Raw genomic sequence first — 19,592 nt, 5'->3', positions numbered from 1 at the left:
CGGGATCAGGCCGCATCGTCGCGATAAATGCCGACCACGGGCGTCTCGCCGACGCGCGCGTAGCCGCGATACATCCCTTCCGTGTTGAACGGCATCGCGACGTTGCCGTGCGCGTCGACCGCGACGATCCCGCCGCGCCCGGCCAGGCGCGGCAGCTTGTTCATCACGACGTCGTGCGCGGCAGCGGCGAGCGACGCGCCGCGATAGGCCATCTGCGCGGCCACGTCATGCGCGGTCGCGAGCCGGATGAACATCTCGCCGGTGCCCGTCGCGGAGACCGCGCAGGTCGCATCGTCCGCGTAGCAGCCGGCGCCGATGATCGGCGAATCGCCGACGCGTCCCGGCTGCTTGTTGGTGATGCCGCCGGTCGACGTCGCCGCCGCGATATGGCCGTGCATGTCGCACGCGACCGCGCCGACCGTGCCGTGCTTGCGATCGGGATCGAGCGGCTCGGCCCGCTGCCCGGCGCCGAACGCGAAGGTCGCGGCATCGTGATCGAGCATCATGCCGGCCACCGCGCGTGCCTTGACCCACTGCGCATGGCGCGCTTCGGTGTCGAAGTAGCCGGGCTCGGCGAGCTCGAGGCCCTGCGCGGCCGCGAACGCGTCGGCACCCGCGCCGGCGAACAGCACGTGCTCGCTCGCTTCCATCACGCGCCGCGCGGCGAGGACCGGATTGCGCACGCGGGTCGCGCAGCAGATCGCACCGGCCGCGAGCGTCGTGCCGTCCATCACCGCCGCGTCGAGCTCGTGCTTGCCTTCGGCCGTATAGACGGCGCCGCGCCCGGCGTTGAACAGCGGACAGTCCTCGAGCATCCGCACCGCGACGGTGACGGCGTCGAGCGCGCTGCCGCCGTCGGCGAGCACCTGTTGCGCGGCCTGCAGGATCGCGGTGAGTTCGGCGCGGTACTGGCGTTCGGTGTCGGTGTCCATCGCATCGCGCAGGATCGTGCCTGCACCGCCATGTATCGCGACGATCGCGGGTGAAGTCATGATTTATTCGGACCGGAGGAAGAAGGGTTGGCGGCCGGCAGCGCCGTTTGCGGCTGGATCAGCCACGGCAACAGGAATTCGGTCATTTCGGCGGCGGACTTCGCGGAGCGGTGCGTGCGCAGCGCGACCGCGTCGATCAGCGCCTCGATCATCGTCAGCACGGCCGCTTCCGACGTGGCCGCGAAACGCCGCTCGGCCTTGACGTACAGATTCAGCGACGCGATCGGGGCAAGCGGCGAACCGGGCCCGTCGGACAGGCCGAGCACGCGTGCGCCGCGCGCCGCCGCGCGGCGGGCCAGCTCGATCGTGTCCTTCACGTAGCGCGGAAACGCGAGCGCGATCACGAGATCGCGCGCGTCGGCCGTATACAGGCGCCGCGCCGCATGCGACGGGCCGCCGAGCAGCGCGAGCGACTGCACGTTGTCGTGGCATACCGACAAGCCATGTTCCATCAGCCCGGCCAGGAATGCGCTCGAACCGGCGCCGAGGATCAGCACGCGCCGCGCGCCGACGATCGCCTCGACGGCCGCCTCGACGTCGGCCGCATCCAGCTGCGCGCGCGTGTTCTCGATGTTCGTGACGGCCTGGTCGAACACCGCGTCGATCCACGCGGCGCCGCGCACGCCCTGCTCCTGCTCTTGTTCCTGCGCGGAACGCAGCCGCTCGACGGGCCCGAGCGTCGCCTCGAAGCCGCGCACGAGCGCCGCGCGCATCGCCGGATAGCCGTCGAAGCCGAGCGCCTTCGCGAAGCGGTTCGCAGTCGCGATCGATGCATTCACCGCCTGCGCGAGCTCGTCGATCCGCATCGTCGCCGCGCGGAACGGATTCGCGAGCACGAACTCGCCCATCCGGCGGTGGATCGGCGTCATCCGCGGCATGGCCGAGGCGATGCGTTCCGCGATCGCGGATTCGTCCTGACTGGCATCGTGCGGAACGAGAGGCGTCATGCGAATGGATTTGCAAGGTAGATGAAAATCAATTTACACAATCTGCCGGCAGGAAAAAAATAAATTTTCAGCAGGGTTGTCACGCCCCCTGCCGGGCCCGCCTGATGCAGTCGGTCGTGCGACAGCCGCTCGGCCCCGTCATGCGGGCGTTCGGTGCTCAGTCGTCGTGCAACGCACCGGACATCCTGTCTGCAGACCGATCGGGAATACCCCGAGCGCGTTCGTTCGAATGCAGATTCACGTTGACCGGATTCGAATTCGAACATAGGATGTTCGAAAATGATCAGTCGTCAGATAACATTGAACTTCTACCGAAGCGGAATGTTCGATCGAACACGGCAATTCCGGTAGAAATCTGGCGAATCGGCGCCCAAAAAGATCGGACATCGTACAAATAAGACACAGCAAGACACCCCAGCCGGGCGACTTGCATGGATCAGGAGACAGCAGTGAAAACAGTCAAGGCGTTGCGCTGGTGGATCATCGTGCTGGTATGTCTCGGCACGATCCTCAACTACCTCGCACGAAACTCCCTCGCGGTGCTCGCACCGGAACTGAAGCATGTGTTCGATATTTCGACGCAGCAGTACTCGTACATCGTCGGCGCGTTCCAGATCGGCTACACGATCATGCAGCCGGTGTGCGGGTTCGTCGTCGACCTGATCGGGCTGCGGCTCGGGTTCGCGCTGTTCGCGATGCTGTGGTCGGTGGTCGGCGTCGCGCACGGCTTCGCGTCGGGCTGGCTGTCGCTCGGCATCCTGCGCGGCTTGCTCGGGCTGTTCGAGGCCGCCGCGATTCCGTCGGGGATGAAGGCCGTCGCCGAATGGTTTCCCGATCGCGAGAAATCCGTCGCGGTCGGCTACTTCAACGCGGGCACATCGCTCGGCGCCGCGATCGCGCCGCCGCTCGTCGTGTTCCTGTCGGTGCGGTTCGGCTGGCAATCCGCGTTCATGATCACCGGTGCGCTCGGCTTCGTATGGGCCGCGCTCTGGTACACGCAGTACCGGTCGCCGGCCGATCATCCGCGCATCACGTCGCAGGAGCGCACGCTGATCCGCGACGGCCAGGCCACGATGCCGGCCGTGTCGAAACGCCGGATTCGCGACGTCGTCACCGCGCGCCGTTTCTGGGCAATCGCGCTGCCGCGCTTCTTCGCGGAACCCGCATGGCAGACCTTCAGTTTCTGGATTCCGCTGTACCTCGCGACCGAGCGCCACATGCCGCTCACGCAGATCGCCATCTTCGCGTGGATGCCGTTTCTCGCGGCCGACCTCGGCGGCATCGCCGGCGGCTACCTGTCGCCCTACCTCGCGAACCGGTTCAAACTGCCGCTCGTGTGGTCGCGCGTGGCCGGCGTCGCGCTCGGCGCGGTGCTGATGGTCGGGCCGGCGATGATCGGGCTCGTCTCGTCGCCGTACACGGCCATTGCCCTGTTCTGCGTCGGCGGCTTCGCGCACCAGATGATCTCCGCGCTCGTCAACACGCTGTCGGCCGACGTGTTCGATCCCGAGGAAGTCGGCACCGCCAGCGGCTTCGCGGGCATGGCCGCGTGGATCGGCGGGCTCGGCTTCTCGCTGCTGGTCGGCGCGCTCGCCGACAAGATCGGCTACGCCCCGCTGTTCGCGTGCCTCGGCCTGTTCGACATCATCGGCGTCACGCTGCTCGCGGTGCTGATCCGCGGGCAGTCGAAGCAGGAACGCCTGCTCGCGCAGCACGCCTGACACCCGCCCTCACCAGGAATCGCCTTCATGACTTCGCTTCTTCATCCGCCCGTGTTCCGCGTCGCCGCCCGGCAGGCGAACCGCGTGCTGCTCACGTCCGACGCGGGCGCGACCCTCGAGATCTTCGTGCTCGAGGACGACATCGTGCGTGTGCGCGTGCTGCCCGACGCGACGGCGCGCAACCCGCGCACCTGGACGATCGCACCGGGCCTCGATGACGTGCCGCTCGACGGGCGCGACCGTCTCGACCTGAGCGGCTTCGCGCTGCCCGTCCACGACTTGGTCGAAGACGACGACGGCGTGCGCATCGAAACCGCGCAGATCCGTCTCGCCGTGAGCCGGCAAGGCGGCCATTGCACGTGGTCGATGCGCGGCGCCGACGGCGCGTGGCGCGTCGTGCTCGCCGACCGCGCAACGCAGGCGTACAACTTCGGCTGGTGGGACGACCGCGCCTATCACTACGTCGCACGCGCGCGCGGCGACAAGGTGTTCGGCCTCGGCGAACGCGCGGGCGACCTCGATCGCACCGGCGCGCGCTTCGAGATGCGCAATATCGACGCGATGGGCTACAGCGCGAAGCACACGGACCCGCTCTACAAGCACATTCCGTTCTACGTGACGTGGTCGCCCGACGCGTGCCAGGGCTTCGGGCTGTTCTACGACACGCTGTCGGATTGCGCGTTCGACATGGGCCGCGAGCTCGACAACTACCACGGGCTGTACCGCTACTTCGTCGCCGAGCACGGCGATCTCGACTACTACTTCATCGCGTCGCCCGACACGCCGCTGACGGCCGCACGGCGCTTCACGTGGCTCACCGGGCGCCCGGCGCGCACGCCGAAATGGGGGCTCGGCTATTCGGGCTCGACGATGCGTTACACCGATGCGCCGGACGCGCAGCGGCAGATGAACCAGTTCGTCGAGCAGTGCGACGCGCACGACATCCTGTGCGACTCGTTCCATCTTTCGTCGGGCTATACGTCGATCGGCCCCAAGCGCTACGTGTTCAACTGGAACCGCGAGAAGTTTCCCGACGCGAAGGGTTTCGTGCAGCACTACCGCGACCACGGCATCCGCCTGTGCGCGAACATCAAGCCGTGCCTGCTGCGCGACCACCCCGCTTTCGACGACGCCGCACAGCGCGGGCTGCTGATCCGCTCGGCGTCCGGCGAGCCGGCGTGGGTCCAGTTCTGGGACGAGGTCGGTGCGTATATCGACTTCACCCAGCCGGATGCCTACCGCTGGTGGCGCGAGCAGGTCACGTCGGCGCTGCTCGACTACGGGATCGAGTCGACCTGGAACGACAACAATGAATACGAGATCTGGTCGCCCGACGCGATCGCGCACGGCTTCGGCCAGCCGTTCCCCGCACGCGAGGCGAAGGTGCTGCAGACGATGCTGATGATGCGCGCGTCGCGCGACGCGCAGCGCGCGCATGCGCCGGCGCAGCGGCCGTTCCTCGTGTCGCGCTCCGGCGGCGCCGGCATGCAGCGCTACGTGCAGACCTGGTCCGGCGACAACTACACATCGTGGGAAACGCTGCGCTACAACCTGAAGATGGGCCTCGGGCTCGCGCTGTCGGGCGTGTCGAACATCGGTCACGACATCGGCGGCTTTTCCGGTCCCGCGCCGTCGCCCGAGCTGCTGCTGCGCTGGGTGCAGTTCGGCATCTTCATGCCGCGCTTCAGCATCCATTCGTGGAATGACGACGGCACCGTCAACGAGCCGTGGATGTATCCGGAGATCACCACGCGGATCGCGTCGCTCATCAAACAGCGCTACCGGCTGCTGCCTTATCTCTATCACCTGCTGTGGCTGTCGACCACCCGCTACGAGCCGGTGCTGCGGCCGACCTTCGGCGACTTCCCCGGCGACCCGCGCTGCTACGACGAATGCGACGACATGATGCTCGGCGACGCGCTGCTGGTCGCGCCGGTGGTCGACCCGGGCCGCACGGAGCGCACGGTCTACCTGCCGTCGGGCGCGCGCTGGCTGTGCTGCGCGAGCGCGCGGTCGTTCGACGGCGGCGCGAGCGTGACGCTGCCCGCGCCGCTCGACACGCCGGTGATGCTGTTGCGCGAAGGCCGCGTGCTGCCGCTGAACGTCGCCGAGCAACGGTTCGGCACACGTGCGGACACACGCGGCTTCCTCGTCGCGCCGCGCATCGAGGACGGTGTCGCATACGGCGAATGCGTCGAGGACGACGGTGAAACGGAAGCATGGCGCGACGGCGAATACGGGCTGTGGCGCATCGAGACCGGCCGCCAGGCGTCGGGTGAACTCGGCGTGTCGGTCCGCTGGGACGGCCGCATGCATCGCCCCGCCGAGCGCGTCGAGATCCTGCTGCCGGCGTCGCTGCAAGGCGCGCTTGCGGTGCGCGGCGCGCGCGTCGAACACGATGCGCGGGACGGCGCGTGGCGTCGCCTCGTCGTGGCGCTCGACGCTTGACCGTGACAGACCGCGCAAACGCAGAACCCTGATCGGGCGGGCCGCGCACGCGGCCCGCCCCTCCACCAAAGAGGAGGCCACCCAGCCTCCCGCCCCCTGAAGAGACTTGGAGATCGACAATGAAAGCACCGCGTCATCGCTATGCAATCCTTATTTTATCGGCCGCGTCGCTCGGCGCTTCCGCCGCGCATGCGCAGAGCAGCGTGACGCTGTACGGCGTGGTCGACGATTCGATCGCGTACGTGAACAACCAGCAAGGCCACTCGAATGTGTACATGCGCGACGGCAACCTGTATGCGTCGAAGTTCGGGCTGCGCGGCGACGAGGATCTCGGCGGCGGCACGCACGCGATCTTCGACCTGCAATCCGGCTTCAACCTGAACACCGGCGCGCAGGCCGCCGCCGGGACGATCTTCAACCGCCAGGCCTTCGTCGGGCTGCGCAACGACCATTACGGCACGGTGACGGCCGGCCGCCAGTACACGCCGTACTTCCTGCTGGTCGGCCCGTACGCGCCGAGCAGCTGGCTGACCGGCGCGACGGGCGCGCATCCGGGCGACATCGACGGCCTCGACACGACGATCCGCGTGAACAACTCGGTCACCTATACGTCGCCGACCTTCTCCGGGCTGACCGCGAGCGCGATGTACGCGTTCGGCGGCATCGCCGGCGCAACCGGCAAGGGCAACACGTTCAGCGCCGCGCTCCGCTATGCAAACGGGCCGATCGGGATCGCGGCCGGCTACCTGCGCATCAACAGTTCGGGCTCGTCGGCGGGCTTCCTGAACCCGGCGACCGCGGCGTCGGGCAGCTTCGCGGTGTCCGTGCTGAACCAGGGCTACCTGACCGCGAAGGCCGTCGAGCAGGTCGCAGCGGCCGGCAACTACACGCTCGGCAACCTGACGATGGGCCTCAACTACTCGAACGTGAAGTACCTGCCCGGCCACGGCTCCGCGTTCACGGACACGGCCGTGTTCAACACCTACGGCGCGCTCGCCGCGTACCGCTTCACGCCGACCTTCTCGGTGGCCGGCGCGTTCTCGTACACGCTCGCGTCGAAGGCGAACGGCGTGTCGGACGCGGCCCGCTACCAGCAATATTCGCTGAAGGAGTCGTACAGCCTGTCGAAGCGCACGACGCTCTATGCGCTGCAGGCATACACGCATTCGAGCGGGCAGACGCTCGGCGCGCAAGGTGCCGGCCATATCGTCGACGCGGCGCCGATCGTCGGCGATTCGCAGCAGCTCACGCCGTCGACGACACACGGCCAGTTCGTCGGCATGGCGGGGATCGCCGTGACGTTCTGAACCTGCGCGGCAGCGCTTCGCCCGCTTCCGTCCCGGACGATCCGCGTCGTCCGGGACGCCGGTTTCCGATCCTCGCCCCCTCCTGCTTTCGCACGCGGCACGCTGCGTGCGGGTTTTCGTGATCGCCCCGATACCTTACAATTCGTCAGGTTGATCCCTGCTGCATGCCCCTTCTTGCAGTCCTGACACCGCGGTACACTCGACGCACGCCGTATCAGGGTCCGACGCGCGACGTGCGCGCCGGGCGGCGTCGCGCCTCGTTGCGCCCACAACTGGATGCCCGTCATGCCAGAATCCCGTCCCTCGCCCCGCACGACCTTCAAGCCCCAGGTCGTGCTGCCCGCACTCGCGGTCATCGGCGGACTGCTCGCCGTGTGCGCGCTGCTCCCGAACGAAGCCGGTGCGCTGTTCTCCTCCGGCCAGCAATGGGTCGTCGCGCACTTCGACTGGTTCTACGTGCTCGCCGTCACCTCGTTCCTCGTGTTTCTCGTGCTGATCGCGGCCAGCGGCTTCGGCAACATCCGGCTCGGCCCCGACGATGCCGAGCCCGAGTTCAGCTTCCTGTCGTGGACGGCCATGCTGTTCGCGGCGGGCATGGGGATCGGCCTCATGTACTTCGGCGTCGGCGAGCCGATGCAGCACTTCCTGAAGCCGCCGACCGTCGACCCCGGCACGCCTGCCGCCGCGCGCGAGGCGATGCTGATGACCTTCTTCCACTGGGGCTTCCATGCGTGGGCCATCTACGGGCTGATGGGGCTCGTGCTTGCGTATTTCGGGTTCCGCTACAACCTGCCGCTGACGCTGCGCTCCGGGCTGTATCCGGTGCTGCGCGAGCGCGTGAACGGCTGGATCGGCCACACCGTCGATGCGTTCGCGCTGGTCGGCACGGTCGCGGGCATCGCGACGACGCTCGGCTACGGCGTGATGCAGTTGAGCGCGGGCCTGCATACGGTCGCCGGCTGGGATACGAGCGGCAACGCGTTCCGCATCGGGCTCGTCGTGATCGTCGTGACCCTGGCCGGCGCATCGGCCGCGAGCGGCCTGGACAAGGGCGTGCGGCGGCTGTCCGAGCTGAACCTGCTGCTGGCGTTCCTGCTGCTCGCGTTCGTGGTCGTCGCGGGCCCGACGGCGTTCCTGCTGCGCGCGCTCGGCGACAACATCGGCCAGTACCTGTCGAGCCTCGTCGACCTTTCGTTCCGCACCTATGCTTACGCACCGCCGCGCGAGGAAGGCTGGTTCGGCGGCTGGACGATCCTCTACTGGGCGTGGTGGGTATCGTGGTCGCCGTTCGTCGGCATGTTCATCGCGCGGATCTCGCGCGGCCGCACGATCCGCCAGTTCGTGATCGGCGTGCTGCTCGTGCCGACCGCATTCAATCTCGTGTGGATGACCGTGTTCGGCAACAGCGCGATCTGGCTCGACACGCACGGCGCGGCCGGCGCGCTCGCGCAAGCGGCCGGCAGTGTCGATGCGCTGCTGTTCCGCTTCTTCGATTTCCTGCCGCTGCCGCAATTGCTGTCGATCGTCGCGATCGTGCTGATCGCGGTGTTCTTCGTCACGTCCGCGGATTCGGGCGCATTCGTGATCGACCAGATCGCGACGCGCGGCGCCGCGCATTCGCCGGTCTGGCAGCGGCTGTTCTGGGCCGCGCTGCTGGGTGTGACGGCGGCCGTGCTGCTGGTTGCAGGCGGGCTCGGCGCACTGCAGGCGATGACGTTGATCGCCGCGTTGCCGGTCGCCTTGATCATGCTCGCGCTGTGCTACGGGTTGTGGCGCGGGCTCGCCGCCGATCGCGCGCACTATTCGCAGGACGTCGCGCCCGCGACGAGCTTCTGGACCGGCCAGCACTGGCGCCATCGCCTGACGCACATCCTGCGGCAAACCACCGAGGCCGACGCGCGCCAGTTCGTCACGGAAACCGTCGAGCCCGCGCTGCGCAAAGTCGCCGACGAACTGCGGGCGGGCGGCGTCGACGCGCACGTGCAGCGCGACAGCGACGACGCGGTACGGCTGACCGTGCCGACCGCGGAACACCGCGATTTCGTCTATGGCGCACGTGTGACGGTGAAATCCGCCGCCGCCTTCCTCGTACCGGAAGCGGCCGAGCCGGAACCGGAGCGTCCGCACGTGTACGGCATCGTCACGTTCTTCGCGGACGGCCGGCTCGGTTACGACGTCGAATACCTGCGCGGCGACGAACTGATCGCCGACGTGCTGCGCCAGTACGAACGCTACGTCTCGCTCGCGGCCGACCGGCGTACGCATCTGCTGAGCCGTGCGCCGGGGCACGCAACGGAGGCGGAATGAGCGAGACCCTCGCGTTCGTCGCGTCGCGCCAACGCGCGGCACCCGACGGAGCCGCACGATGAGCGGCCTGCTGCACGATCGCATCGGCGACTTCATCGCGCTCGCGACGCTCGCGGTGCTGTACCTCGGCGGTGTCGGCCTCGCGTTGTGGCGGATTCGCACCGCCACGACGCGCGGCAGGATCTACTGGGTCGTCTGCATCGCACTGCTGGCCGGCGGCGCGATCGCGATCACCGTCAACCTGTCGCCCGTGCCGAACAGCGGCGAGATGCCGCGCGGTTTCGCGCTCGGCGTCGAGGCTGTGCTGCTCGGGCTCGCGCTGGTTGCGGCCGGCTGCGCGTGGCTGATGTTGCGCGCGAGGCGCGGCTGATACCGGCCCTTCGCACGGCGTTGCGGCCTTGTCGCGCGTGAACGTCGGCGCGCAGCCGAACGTCGGCCCCCGCTTTTCCCGATGCATCATGCGGACGGCGCCCGCGCCGTGACGAGCCAGCACGCCGCGACGAAGCGCAGGTCCGCGCCCTGCACGTAGCGCTCGAACGCGGCGCGAACCGTATCGATCACACGTCGACGCGTCGCGTCGTCCACCTGCCGAAGCGCGAGCCCGACCGGCCCCAGCCGCGCGATGTAGTCGTCCAGCGCGGACGCCGGCAACGCGCACGCGATATCGATCGGCTCGATCGCGATGTCGGCCCAGCCGCTGTCCGACAACACCGACGCGATCCGTTGCCGGTCACCGAACGCGAATTGTCCCGGCGCCCCCGGCTGCCGCGCCGGCAGGTTCGGCAGCAATGGCGCCGCGACACGCTCTGCCGTCGTCATGAATGGATTGTCGGCGGCGCCGCGCCATGCGACCAATCGCAGCCGCGCGTTCGCGCGCGCCGCGTGCCGCAGGTTCGCGAAGGCGCGCACCGGATCGTCGAAGAACATCACGCCGAAGCGCGACACGATCAGGTCGAACTGATCCGGCGCGAACGCATGCGTCTGCGCATCGGCCTGCACGAAGCCGGCACCCACGACCTCGCGTTCGGCGCGTGCCCGTGCGGCGGCGAGCATCCGTGCCGAAATATCGACGCCCGTACAGTGCGCGTGCGTGCCGAGCCGCCGTGCAATCGCGAGCGTCACCGCGCCGGTGCCGCAGCCGACGTCGAGCACGCTGCGCGCGGACGCCGCCACCGCCGCATCCGCGAGCAGTGTCTCGAACGGCTCGAACATCCGGTCGAGCGCGCGCTGCGCGTCGACCCATGCCAGCCCCGACGGGCCGTTCCACAGCGCTGACTGCGCTTCGTTTGCCCGGCTGTCTTCCATCGTCGATGCTCCTTTTGTCCACGTCGTTGACCGTGATCCGGACTATGCTGCTTCAAGCCGGCTTGAGGTCAAGCCCGCGAGCGCGGCACGCCTCGTGCGCCGGGCGTCCGGCGTGCCCCGTCCTTCATATTTCTTACATTCGTGTTGCGTATCGTTGACGGCTTTCCCACGGTGCCTCCCATGCGACGACTCCTCTCGCGCGCGCTGTTCGTGCGCTGCGCTCCGCTTGTTGCCTTCGCGGCGCTGTCCGCGTGTTCGAATCGCATCGATACGCCCGCCGATCCGGCCAGTGCCGCGATCAACGTCCAGGCCGCGTGGGTCGAGATCGGCGATGCGAACCAGGCGATCGCGCGCGTGATCACGAACTACCGCCCCGCGTCCGCGAGCGATCCGCTGTGTCCGCAGCTGTCGGTCGACGGCAGGCTGTCGCGCATGACGCTGCGCGCCGGCGCCGCGACCGTCGCGCAACGGACGACCGCCAGCGACCCGGCCGACTCGAAACCGTCGAGCTTCCCGGTGTCGGTCTGCGAAGCGACGCTGCCGGCCGATGCGCAGACTGCGAGCGTCGCGGGCCGCGCGCTGCCGCTGCCGAAAGCGCAGCCGCAGCGCATCGCGATCATCGCCGACACCGGCTGCCGGATGAAGAAGGCCGACAACGCATGGCAGGCGTGCAACGACGCGACGGTCTGGCCGTTCGATACGATCGCGGCGAGCGTCGCGAAGCTGTCGCCGGATCTCGTGCTGCACGTCGGCGACTATCACTACCGCGAGAACGCGTGCCCGCCGGACATCGCCGGCTGCAAGGACAGCCCGTGGGGCTACGGCTGGGATACGTGGCAGGCCGACCTGTTCCGCCCGGCCGCGCCGCTGTTCGCGAAGGCGCCGTGGGTCGTCGTGCGCGGCAACCACGAGGAATGCGCGCGGGCCGGCCAGGGCTGGTACCGCTTCCTCGATCCCCATCCGTATTCGGCGGCCCGTTCGTGTGACGATCCGGCCAACGACAACGACGCGAACTACTCGGATCCCTATGCGGTGTCGCTCGGCGGCGGCACGCAGGTGATCGTGTTCGACACCGCGAAGGTCGGCCGCAATCCGCTGAAGACGACCGACGCGCAATTCCGCATCTACCAGAAGCAGTTCCAGACGGTCGCGTCGCTCGCCGCGAAGGCCGGCATGTCGACGACGATCTTCACGAACCATCATCCGATCCTCGCATTCGCGCCGATCGCCGGCAGCACGCCCGCGCCGGGCAACCTCGCGCTGCAGTCGGTGATGGCGAGCCTGAACGCGCAGGCGTACTACCCGCCCGGCATCCACGTCGCGCTGCACGGGCACGTGCACGACTTCCAGGCGATCAACTTCTCGTCCGGGCATCCGGCGACGATCGTGTCCGGCAACGGCGGCGACAACCTCGACGTCGCGCTGCCCGATCCGTTTCCGGCCGGCCTGACGCCCGCGCCGGGCGCGGTGATCGAGCGGCTGTCGCACAACAACAGTTTCGGCTTCCTGATCATGGAACGGCGCGCGGCGCCGGCGACGGGCTGGGTGTTCCATGCGTATTCGGCGGCGGGCAAGCTGCTCGCGTCGTGCGACCAGTCGGGCAACACGCTCGCATGCGACAAGACGGGGTTCATCGCGCCGTGAGTGACGAAGTTCGACGAGATGACGATTCGACGGGTTCGACAGGCCTGCGGCACCGGATGGCCGGATCGCGGAGGCGGACGGTTTTGTCGGCAGCCGCCGCCGAGCGTCTGGCTGCAACTTCGGTTCCGGTCGCCGGCGGCGGCAGGACGGTGCGCGTCCTTGCCGCGGCCGTGCTCGCCGGCGCGGCGCTCGCGGCCCGCGCCGCCCCAGCCGAAACGATCCTGCTCCCCGGCGCGCCGCCGGCACGCGTCGTCGGCACGATCGGCAACGGCACGCCGCAGGTGACCGGCAAGGTCGACGCGGCGACCGCCCGTTTCGCGCCCGACCCGACGCTCGTCGCACTGGGCCGCCGAATCTTCTTCGATCCGCGGCTGTCCGAGCCGCGCGGCATGTCGTGCGCGGGCTGCCACGATCCGGGGCGCGCGTTCGCGCCGACGCTGCCGGCCGCTTCGCTCGCGGGGCCGGGCGTGCCGCAAGGCAGCCGCCCCGGGCGCTTCAGCCAGCGCAACGCGCCGTCGCTGCTCTACGTGCGCTACGTGCCGCGCCGCCACTTCTACCAGGATGACGATGCGCCCGCGCCGTCGCCGTTCGGCGGCCTCTTCAGCGACGGCCGCGCGGACACGCTCGCCGAACAGATCCGCGGGCCGTTGTTCGACCCGAACGAGATGAACAACCGGTCGCCGGCCGCGCTGCTGCGCAAGGTCGACGGCACCGAACTGTCACGCGATCTCGCCGCGCGCTTCGGCGCATCGGTGCGGCGCGATCCCGAGCAGTTGGTGCGCGCGCTGGGCTCGGCCGTCGAGGCCTATCTGCAGAGCGACGAGATGGCGCCGTTCACGTCGCGCTTCGACGCGTTCCTGCGCACGCGCAAGCCGCTCGCGCCGGCCGAGATGCGCGGCCTGGCGCTGTTCCGCAATCCCGACAAGGGCAACTGCATGAGCTGCCATACGCTGTCGGAGACGTCGAGCCGGCCGGAGCGCTCGCTCTTCACCGATTTCGGCTACGACGCGATCGCGGTGCCGCGCAACCGAGCGCTGCCCGCGAACCGCGATCCGCGCCATTTCGACAACGGCCTGTGCGACACGGCAACGCGGCTGCGCTGGCCCGAGCCGACGCAATGGTGCGGCTACCTGCGCACGCCGGGGCTGCGCAACGTCGCGGTCAAGCAGACATTCATGCACAACGGCGTGTTCACGACGCTGCGCGACGCGGTCGCGTTCTACAACACGCGCTCGACCGACCCGGGCTACTGGTATCACGGCGCCCGGACGTTCGACGACGTGCCGGCCGCCTATCGCGGCAACATCAACGTCAATTCGACGCCGATGAACCGCCGGCCCGGCACGCCGCCCGCGCTGACCGACGCGGAAATCGACGACATCGTCGCGTTCCTCGGCACGCTGACCGACGCGCGCTACGCGAATCTCGTCCCACCCGCCGGCCCCGCCGCGCCTGCCGCCCGGATCACCCGCACCGCCGCGCCGGCGCGCTGACCCTGGCCGAACGGCCAGGCGCATGCGCGCCCGCTTGCGGCCGCCTCATATACTGGTTATATTTACAGTACTGTATTTATGAACAGTGAGGTGCGCGATGGAACATCTGGTCCGTATCGTCAACGACACCGATCGCCAAGTGCTGGCATGGCTGCGTGCGCAGGTCGGCGACACCCGCGTCGAGCGCGCGGCGCGCCAGCTCGGGCATACGCGCAAGCCCTTTCCGTCGGCAGTCTGCCGGTATCTGGGCATGAGCGTGCCGGCCACGCTGCGCCCGGCGGAACGGCCGCGTGCCGCACGCGATTTCTCGGTCGGCGATCGCTATCTGTCGCTGATCCGTCAGCACCTCGCCGCGCATGTGGTCAGCCGATGAAATCGCCGAAATCGTATCGTCGGCGCGTCGCCGCGCGGCGGCCGGCCGGCCTGAATGCGGCATGTCGGATCGGCCGGTCCGTGCCCCCGTCACGACCGCCGAGCCCGGTCGCCAACGCGCCGGCCCGGCCCGCACGCGTCCCGCCCGCATGCACCCCGCCCGCACGCACCCCGCACGCACCCCGTTTACGCAGCGGCCGCCGCGTCGCGTATCAACTGGCCGAGCGTTTCGATGGCCGCTTCGTGGGCCGTGTCGAACACCCGCGTGCAGGCAAGCCGGATATACGCGTCAAAGCGGTCGGAATTCGAGAAGATCGCGCCTGGCGCGATCCTTACCCCACGTTCCAGCGCGGCATCGAACAATGCTTCGGAACGCACGCCGTCCGGCAGCGCGATCCACAGCAGCATGCCGCCGGGCGGCCGATTCATCCGCGTGCCGGCAGGAAAATGGCGCGCGATCGCATCGATCGTCACATCGCGCTGCACACGCAGTTGTTCGCGAAACCGGTGCAGGTGGCGATCGAACGCACCCGAGCCGACGAATTCGGCCGCGACGGCCTGCAGCAACGCGGCGTTGTGCCGGCTGTGCGCGAACTTGAGCATCTTCACGCGCGCGTGCCAGCGGCCCGCGCTCATCCAGCCGAGCCGCATCCCCGGCGCCAGCACCTTGTTGAACGACGGGCAGTAGATCACCGTGCCGTCGCGGTCCCATGCCTTCACGGGCTTCACCGCGTGCGGCGCCTCGACGAGTTCGCGATACGGCTCGTCCTCGATCACGGCCACGCCGTGACGCGAGCACAGCGCGACCAGCGCGGCCTTGCGTTCGTCGGGCATCACGCTGCCGAGCGGGTTCTGCAGATTCGGCACGACGACCACGGCCCGAATGTCCGGATACGCGGTCAGCGCCACGTCGAGCGCCTCGATCGACAGCCCGGTCGTCGGGCTGGCCGGAATCTCGAGCGCACGCAGGCCGAGGCTTTCGAGCAGCTGGATCAAGCCGAAAAAGGCCGGCGATTCGATCGCGATCGTGTCGCCGGGGCGCGCCACCGCGCGCAGCGCGAGATTCACGGCATCGACGCCGCCGCTTGTCGACATCACGTCGTCCGGCGACACGGTCACGCCGTACGACAGCGCGCGTTTGGCCATCGTCTGCCGGAATTCGGGCGAACCGCCGACCGGCCCCGCGTCGGTCAGCAGCGTCGGCTTGCGCCGCAGCAGCCGGATCGCCAGCGCCTGCAGGCGCTCGGCCGGATACAGGGTCGCCAGCGCGGACGCGCCGCCCAGATTCAGCGCATCGGGCATCGCGTTCGCGCGATCGATCACGCGCGCCACGCGTTCGTGCAGCCCCGCGAACGGCGGCTCGACGCTCAGCGGCGGCCCGTCGCTTTCCGGCAGCGTGTCGAGCGCGGCCGCCGCGCGCCGTCGCACGAAGTAGCCCGAGCGCGGCCTGGCTTCACACCAGCCCGTATCCTCGAGCCGCCGGAACGCCTGGATCGCGGTCGACAGGCTCACGCCGTGCTGCGCCATGAATGCGCGCACCGACGGCATCCGGTCGCCGGGCGACAGCGTGCCGGCCGCGATGATGCGGCGGTAATGCTCGGCGAGCCGTTCGTAAAGCGGCTCGCCGGCCATCGGCAAAGGCGTGCGGGACGGGTCGGTGATGGGCGTCATGCGGGTCATCGTGCCCGCGCGCCCTGGCGCACGCCAGATACAGATTCGGGCAAAACCCACCGATACAGCGGCACGAAATCGTCGCCTGCACCGTAACAGATTCCCGTCCCCTGAATCTGTCCTGCGGGCAGGCGTTTCCCTAACCTGATTGCACGCAGTCGCCTCGCCGTCGCGGGGCCGCGCAACCGGGAAAAGGACTCGCCATGCGAACGCAACACATCCGGCTCGACACCGGCCAAAGCCACTTTGCGTGGTTCGACAAGGGCAGCCAGGTCATCGTGCTCGACGGCGCGGTCGCGGTCACGTTGCGTCACGGCGGGCTCGACTGGCTGCCCGATGCGCCGCAACACGTTCGCCGCGTGCTCGACGAAGGCGAATGCCTGACGATCGAGACGGCCGGTCACGTGGCGTTGTCCGCCGGCAGCGCCGGGCCGGTCGCCGCGACCGTCGCGGAACCGCCGGCCCGGTCCGGTGTGTTCGCCGCGTGGCGCGCGTGGCTGCGCCGGGTGTCCGCGCCGCTATTTCGCGAGCGGCATGTGCGCGAGCAATCCTGACGCGGTGGCTCACCTCGTCGCCGATATCGTCATGCGGCCACCGCGTCGCCCACCCGGCGACGCGCGCGCGCCCGTCCGGCGCCCTCATCGCGCCCGGCCAACAACGTCGGCCGCAGCGCCCCCGCCCTGCTACCGCACCTTGCGCGCGCGCTCGATCCATTCGAACAACGCCATCCCACCCAGCATCGCGACGACGAACGCGATGCCCTTCACCGACCCGAGCCCGATCGACACGATCGCCGGCCCCGGGCAGAACCCGGCAAGCCCCCAGCCGATGCCGAACACGGCGCTCCCGGCGACGAGGCGCACGGTAATCGTCCGCGCGGCCGGCCACTGGATCGGCAGACCGAGCAACGACCGGGTCCGGCGCTTCGCCCACGCGAACGCGAACACGGCGACGCCGATCGCGCCGGCCATCACGAATGCGAGCGACGGATCCCAGCGGCCTGCCAGGTCGAGAAAACCGAGCACCTTCTGCGGGTTGGCCATCCCCGACACGATGAGGCCGACGCCGAACAGCAGCCCCGCCAGAAACGCGAATCCTGCCTGCATGTCAGCCTCCGACCACGTGCCGTTGCACGAATACGGTCGCGAAGCCTGCGACCATGAACACCACCGTCGCGACGATGGAGCGCGCCGCACCGCGCGACAGCCCGCAGACGCCGTGACCGCTCGTGCATCCGCCCGCATAGCGCGTGCCGATCCCGACCAGCAGGCCGGCCGCCAGCAACTCGCCCCAGCCTGCATCGACCTGCGGCGTCACCGCGGCCCCGGCGACACGCATCATCAGCGGCGCGGCGATCAGCCCGGCGACGAAGGCGGCACGCCAGTCGCGCTCCGCCGCAGCGGCCGTGAACAGACTGCCGACGATGCCGCTGATTCCGGCGATCCGCCCGTTGAACGCGACGAGCCACGCGGCCGCAAGCCCGATCAGCACGCCGCCGGCGAGCGACAGCCACGGCGTGAAATGAAGCGCGTCAAGCTGCATGGCGCGTCCCCTTCGCGGCCGGGCCGCAAAACTGTTGGTACAGCACCCCCATCACCGCGATCGCGGCCGGGCTGTCGAGCGAATAGTGGATGTTCTTGCCTTCGCGGCGTGTGCGGACGAGCGCGTTGTCCCGCAACACGCCGAGCTGCTGCGACAGCGTCGGCTGGCGAATATCCAGCCGCGCCTCGAGCTCGCTCACGCAGCGTTCGCCCTGCGACAGTTCGCACAGCAGCAGCAACCGGTCGGGATTGGACAGCACCTTGAGCAGCGCGCACGCCGACTCGGCGGCGGCACGCATCGGGTCGGGCTCGGGCGGCCCGGAGGAAGGATCGGCGTTCATGAGGATGGCGGCAGACGATTAACGGATCTATATTATATCTTTTTATATATTATCGATCCCCACCATCGGCCGGCGCGATCCATCAGAAAGCGACAGCGCCTTCAGCACTACCCTTGCATAGCGCCGCTACGCCTGTTCGCCGGCAATCGCATCGGCCGCCGCCGCGCGCTTCGCGCCGGCCCGTACCGCGCCAAGCACCAGCACCGCGAGCCCGGCGATCACGCACGGCACCGCGACGAATGCGAACGCGGTCGACAACGGCAGCCCCATCGCGAACATCGCCCCGCCCGCCATCGAGCCGACGACCGACCCGCCGCGGCCGATCCCGTTCGCCCAGCTCACGCCCGTGGTTCGGCACTCGGTCGGATAGAACGCGGCCGACAGCGCGTTCGCGCCGACCTGCGAGCCCGACACGCAGAAGCCGGCCGCGAACACAACCAGCGCGGCGCCCGCCGGCGACGCGGCCAGCACGCCGATCGCCGCGACGAACACGCCGGCCGCCGCATAGCTGCATGCGAGCACGCGATGCGGATCGAAGCGGTCCATCAGCCAGCCAAGCACGATCGCGCCGAGCGTGCCGCCGACCTGGAACATCGCGGTCACGCGCGCGGCCGTCTGCAGCGTCGCGCCGGTCGTGCGCAACAGCGTCGGCAGCCAGCTCGACAGCAGGTAGATGACGAGCAGGCTCATGAAGAACGTGAGCCACAGCAGCAGCGTGCCGCGCAGCAGGTCCGCGCCGAACAGCCGGCCAAGCGGCGAACCGGCCGGCTTGCCGCGCGGTGCGATGAACGACGCGTGTGCGAGGTGCGGGTCCGGTGCGATCCGCGCAAGCATCGCGACGATCCGCTCGCGCGCCGCGCCGGTGTTGACGAGGTAGCGCACCGATTCCGGCAACCGCCACGCGAGCACCGGCAGGAGCAGCAGCGGCGCGGCACCGCCGACGACGAGCACCGCGCGCCAGCCGTCGCGTTCGATCAGCGACGCGGCCGCGAGCCCGCCGAGCGCGGAGCCGATCGTGAAGCCGCAGAACATCGTCGTCACCAGCAGCGAGCGCCGCCGCGCGGGGCAATACTCGGACGTGAGCGTGATCGCGTTCGGCATCGCGCCGCCGAGCCCGAGGCCCGTCACGAAGCGCCATGCGATCAGTTCGGCCGGGCCGCCCGCGCTCGCCGACGCGGCGCTCGCGATGCCGAAGCATGCGACACAGGCGAGCAGCAGGCGCTTGCGGCCGAACCGGTCGCCGAACGGCCCGAACACGAGCGCGCCGGCCATCAGCCCGGCGAGCCCGGCACCGAACACCGGCGCGAGCTGCGCGGGCGACAGGCCCCATTCCGCGCGTATGACGGGGGCGATGAACCCGATCGATGCCGTGTCGAAACCGTCGATCGCGACGATCAGGAAGCACAACACGACGATCGCGGCCTGAAACGGCGCAACGCGATGCCGGTCGATCCATTCGCTGACGTCGATGGACAGCGTATCGGCCATGATGATGTCTCCTCC

At 69.3% G+C, this 19,592-nt stretch carries 17 protein-coding genes; 9 read left to right on the top strand and 8 right to left on the bottom strand.

The genetic code is table 11. The features are described 5' to 3' along the window. Window positions 1-5: 5 nt before the first annotated feature. Both U5771_RS05510 and U5771_RS05505 read right to left on the bottom strand, forming a co-directional pair. The gene (locus tag U5771_RS05510) at window positions 6-992 is read right to left on the bottom strand and encodes an isoaspartyl peptidase/L-asparaginase (RefSeq protein WP_322023041.1); all 987 of its coding nucleotides are present in this window, start codon (window positions 990-992) and stop codon (window positions 6-8) included. Further along, window positions 989-1,939 (bottom strand): MurR/RpiR family transcriptional regulator, encoded by a 951-nt coding sequence (locus U5771_RS05505; RefSeq protein WP_322023040.1) that lies wholly within the window; start codon window positions 1,937-1,939, stop codon window positions 989-991. Before U5771_RS05505 ends, U5771_RS05510 begins: the two co-directional genes overlap by 4 nt. 449 nt (window positions 1,940-2,388) lie before the next feature. Here U5771_RS05505 and U5771_RS05500 point away from each other — a divergent pair, with 449 nt between their 5' ends. The 5 genes from U5771_RS05500 to U5771_RS05480 all read left to right on the top strand — a co-directional run bounded on the left by U5771_RS05500 (window position 2,389) and on the right by U5771_RS05480 (window position 10,092). Beyond that, window positions 2,389-3,660 carry an MFS transporter gene (locus tag U5771_RS05500; protein ID WP_322023039.1) on the top strand — a complete coding sequence of 424 codons (1,272 nt, stop codon included), beginning with the start codon at window positions 2,389-2,391 and terminating at the stop codon, window positions 3,658-3,660. Between the two features lie 27 nt (window positions 3,661-3,687). Continuing rightward, window positions 3,688-6,108: a glycoside hydrolase family 31 protein gene (locus U5771_RS05495; protein ID WP_322023038.1), complete on the top strand. Its 2,421-nt coding sequence runs from the start codon at window positions 3,688-3,690 to the stop codon at window positions 6,106-6,108. Between the two features lie 119 nt (window positions 6,109-6,227). Next, on the top strand, window positions 6,228-7,415 hold the full coding sequence (locus U5771_RS05490) for a porin (RefSeq protein WP_322023037.1): 1,188 nt from the start codon (window positions 6,228-6,230) through the stop codon (window positions 7,413-7,415). Window positions 7,416-7,700: 285 nt separating this feature from the next. Beyond that, window positions 7,701-9,722 carry a BCCT family transporter gene (locus U5771_RS05485; RefSeq protein WP_322023036.1) on the top strand — a complete coding sequence of 674 codons (2,022 nt, stop codon included), beginning with the start codon at window positions 7,701-7,703 and terminating at the stop codon, window positions 9,720-9,722. A gap of 58 nt (window positions 9,723-9,780) precedes the next feature. Further along, a complete protein-coding gene (locus U5771_RS05480) occupies window positions 9,781-10,092 on the top strand; it encodes a hypothetical protein (protein WP_322023035.1) in 312 nt (103 codons plus the stop codon). Window positions 10,093-10,178: 86 nt separating this feature from the next. Here the strand turns inward: U5771_RS05480 and U5771_RS05475 are convergent, their stop codons facing one another. Beyond that, complete coding sequence (locus tag U5771_RS05475; protein WP_322023034.1) at window positions 10,179-11,027, bottom strand: class I SAM-dependent methyltransferase; 849 nt, start codon at window positions 11,025-11,027, stop codon at window positions 10,179-10,181. A gap of 180 nt (window positions 11,028-11,207) precedes the next feature. Here U5771_RS05475 and U5771_RS05470 point away from each other — a divergent pair, with 180 nt between their 5' ends. The 3 genes from U5771_RS05470 (at window position 11,208) to U5771_RS05460 (ending at window position 14,537) form a co-directional block, all read left to right on the top strand. Next, on the top strand, window positions 11,208-12,671 hold the full coding sequence (locus tag U5771_RS05470; protein WP_322023033.1) for a metallophosphoesterase family protein: 1,464 nt from the start codon (window positions 11,208-11,210) through the stop codon (window positions 12,669-12,671). A gap of 170 nt (window positions 12,672-12,841) precedes the next feature. After that, window positions 12,842-14,164: a cytochrome-c peroxidase gene (locus U5771_RS05465; protein ID WP_322023148.1), complete on the top strand. Its 1,323-nt coding sequence runs from the start codon at window positions 12,842-12,844 to the stop codon at window positions 14,162-14,164. A gap of 97 nt (window positions 14,165-14,261) precedes the next feature. Next, window positions 14,262-14,537 (top strand): hypothetical protein, encoded by a 276-nt coding sequence (locus tag U5771_RS05460; RefSeq protein ID WP_322023032.1) that lies wholly within the window; start codon window positions 14,262-14,264, stop codon window positions 14,535-14,537. A gap of 185 nt (window positions 14,538-14,722) precedes the next feature. On the opposite strand, the gene U5771_RS05455 is transcribed toward U5771_RS05460, so the two are convergent. Continuing rightward, window positions 14,723-16,207, bottom strand: a complete 1,485-nt coding sequence (locus U5771_RS05455) for a PLP-dependent aminotransferase family protein (RefSeq protein ID WP_322023031.1) — start codon at window positions 16,205-16,207, stop codon at window positions 14,723-14,725. Window positions 16,208-16,410: 203 nt separating this feature from the next. Here U5771_RS05455 and U5771_RS05450 point away from each other — a divergent pair, with 203 nt between their 5' ends. Further along, window positions 16,411-16,761, top strand: coding sequence for a hypothetical protein (locus tag U5771_RS05450; protein WP_322023030.1), 351 nt, complete (start codon window positions 16,411-16,413; stop codon window positions 16,759-16,761). A 129-nt stretch (window positions 16,762-16,890) separates the two neighbouring features. On the opposite strand, the gene U5771_RS05445 is transcribed toward U5771_RS05450, so the two are convergent. The 4 genes from U5771_RS05445 to U5771_RS05430 form a co-directional block, all read right to left on the bottom strand. Beyond that, complete coding sequence (locus U5771_RS05445; protein WP_322023029.1) at window positions 16,891-17,313, bottom strand: DUF6691 family protein; 423 nt, start codon at window positions 17,311-17,313, stop codon at window positions 16,891-16,893. 1 nt (window position 17,314) lies between these two features. Continuing rightward, window positions 17,315-17,749, bottom strand: a complete 435-nt coding sequence (locus U5771_RS05440) for a YeeE/YedE family protein (RefSeq protein ID WP_322023028.1) — start codon at window positions 17,747-17,749, stop codon at window positions 17,315-17,317. Further along, a complete protein-coding gene (locus U5771_RS05435) occupies window positions 17,739-18,089 on the bottom strand; it encodes a metalloregulator ArsR/SmtB family transcription factor (protein WP_322023027.1) in 351 nt (116 codons plus the stop codon). Before U5771_RS05435 ends, U5771_RS05440 begins: the two co-directional genes overlap by 11 nt. A gap of 126 nt (window positions 18,090-18,215) precedes the next feature. Next, window positions 18,216-19,577 (bottom strand): aromatic acid/H+ symport family MFS transporter, encoded by a 1,362-nt coding sequence (locus U5771_RS05430; RefSeq protein ID WP_322023026.1) that lies wholly within the window; start codon window positions 19,575-19,577, stop codon window positions 18,216-18,218. Window positions 19,578-19,592: the final 15 nt, after the last annotated feature.

The sequence above is a fragment of the Burkholderia sp. BCC1977 genome, assembly GCF_905339595.1.
In the GTDB taxonomy this organism is placed as follows: Bacteria; Pseudomonadota; Gammaproteobacteria; order Burkholderiales; family Burkholderiaceae; genus Burkholderia.
This window is presented reverse-complemented; position numbering and strand designations above follow the sequence as displayed.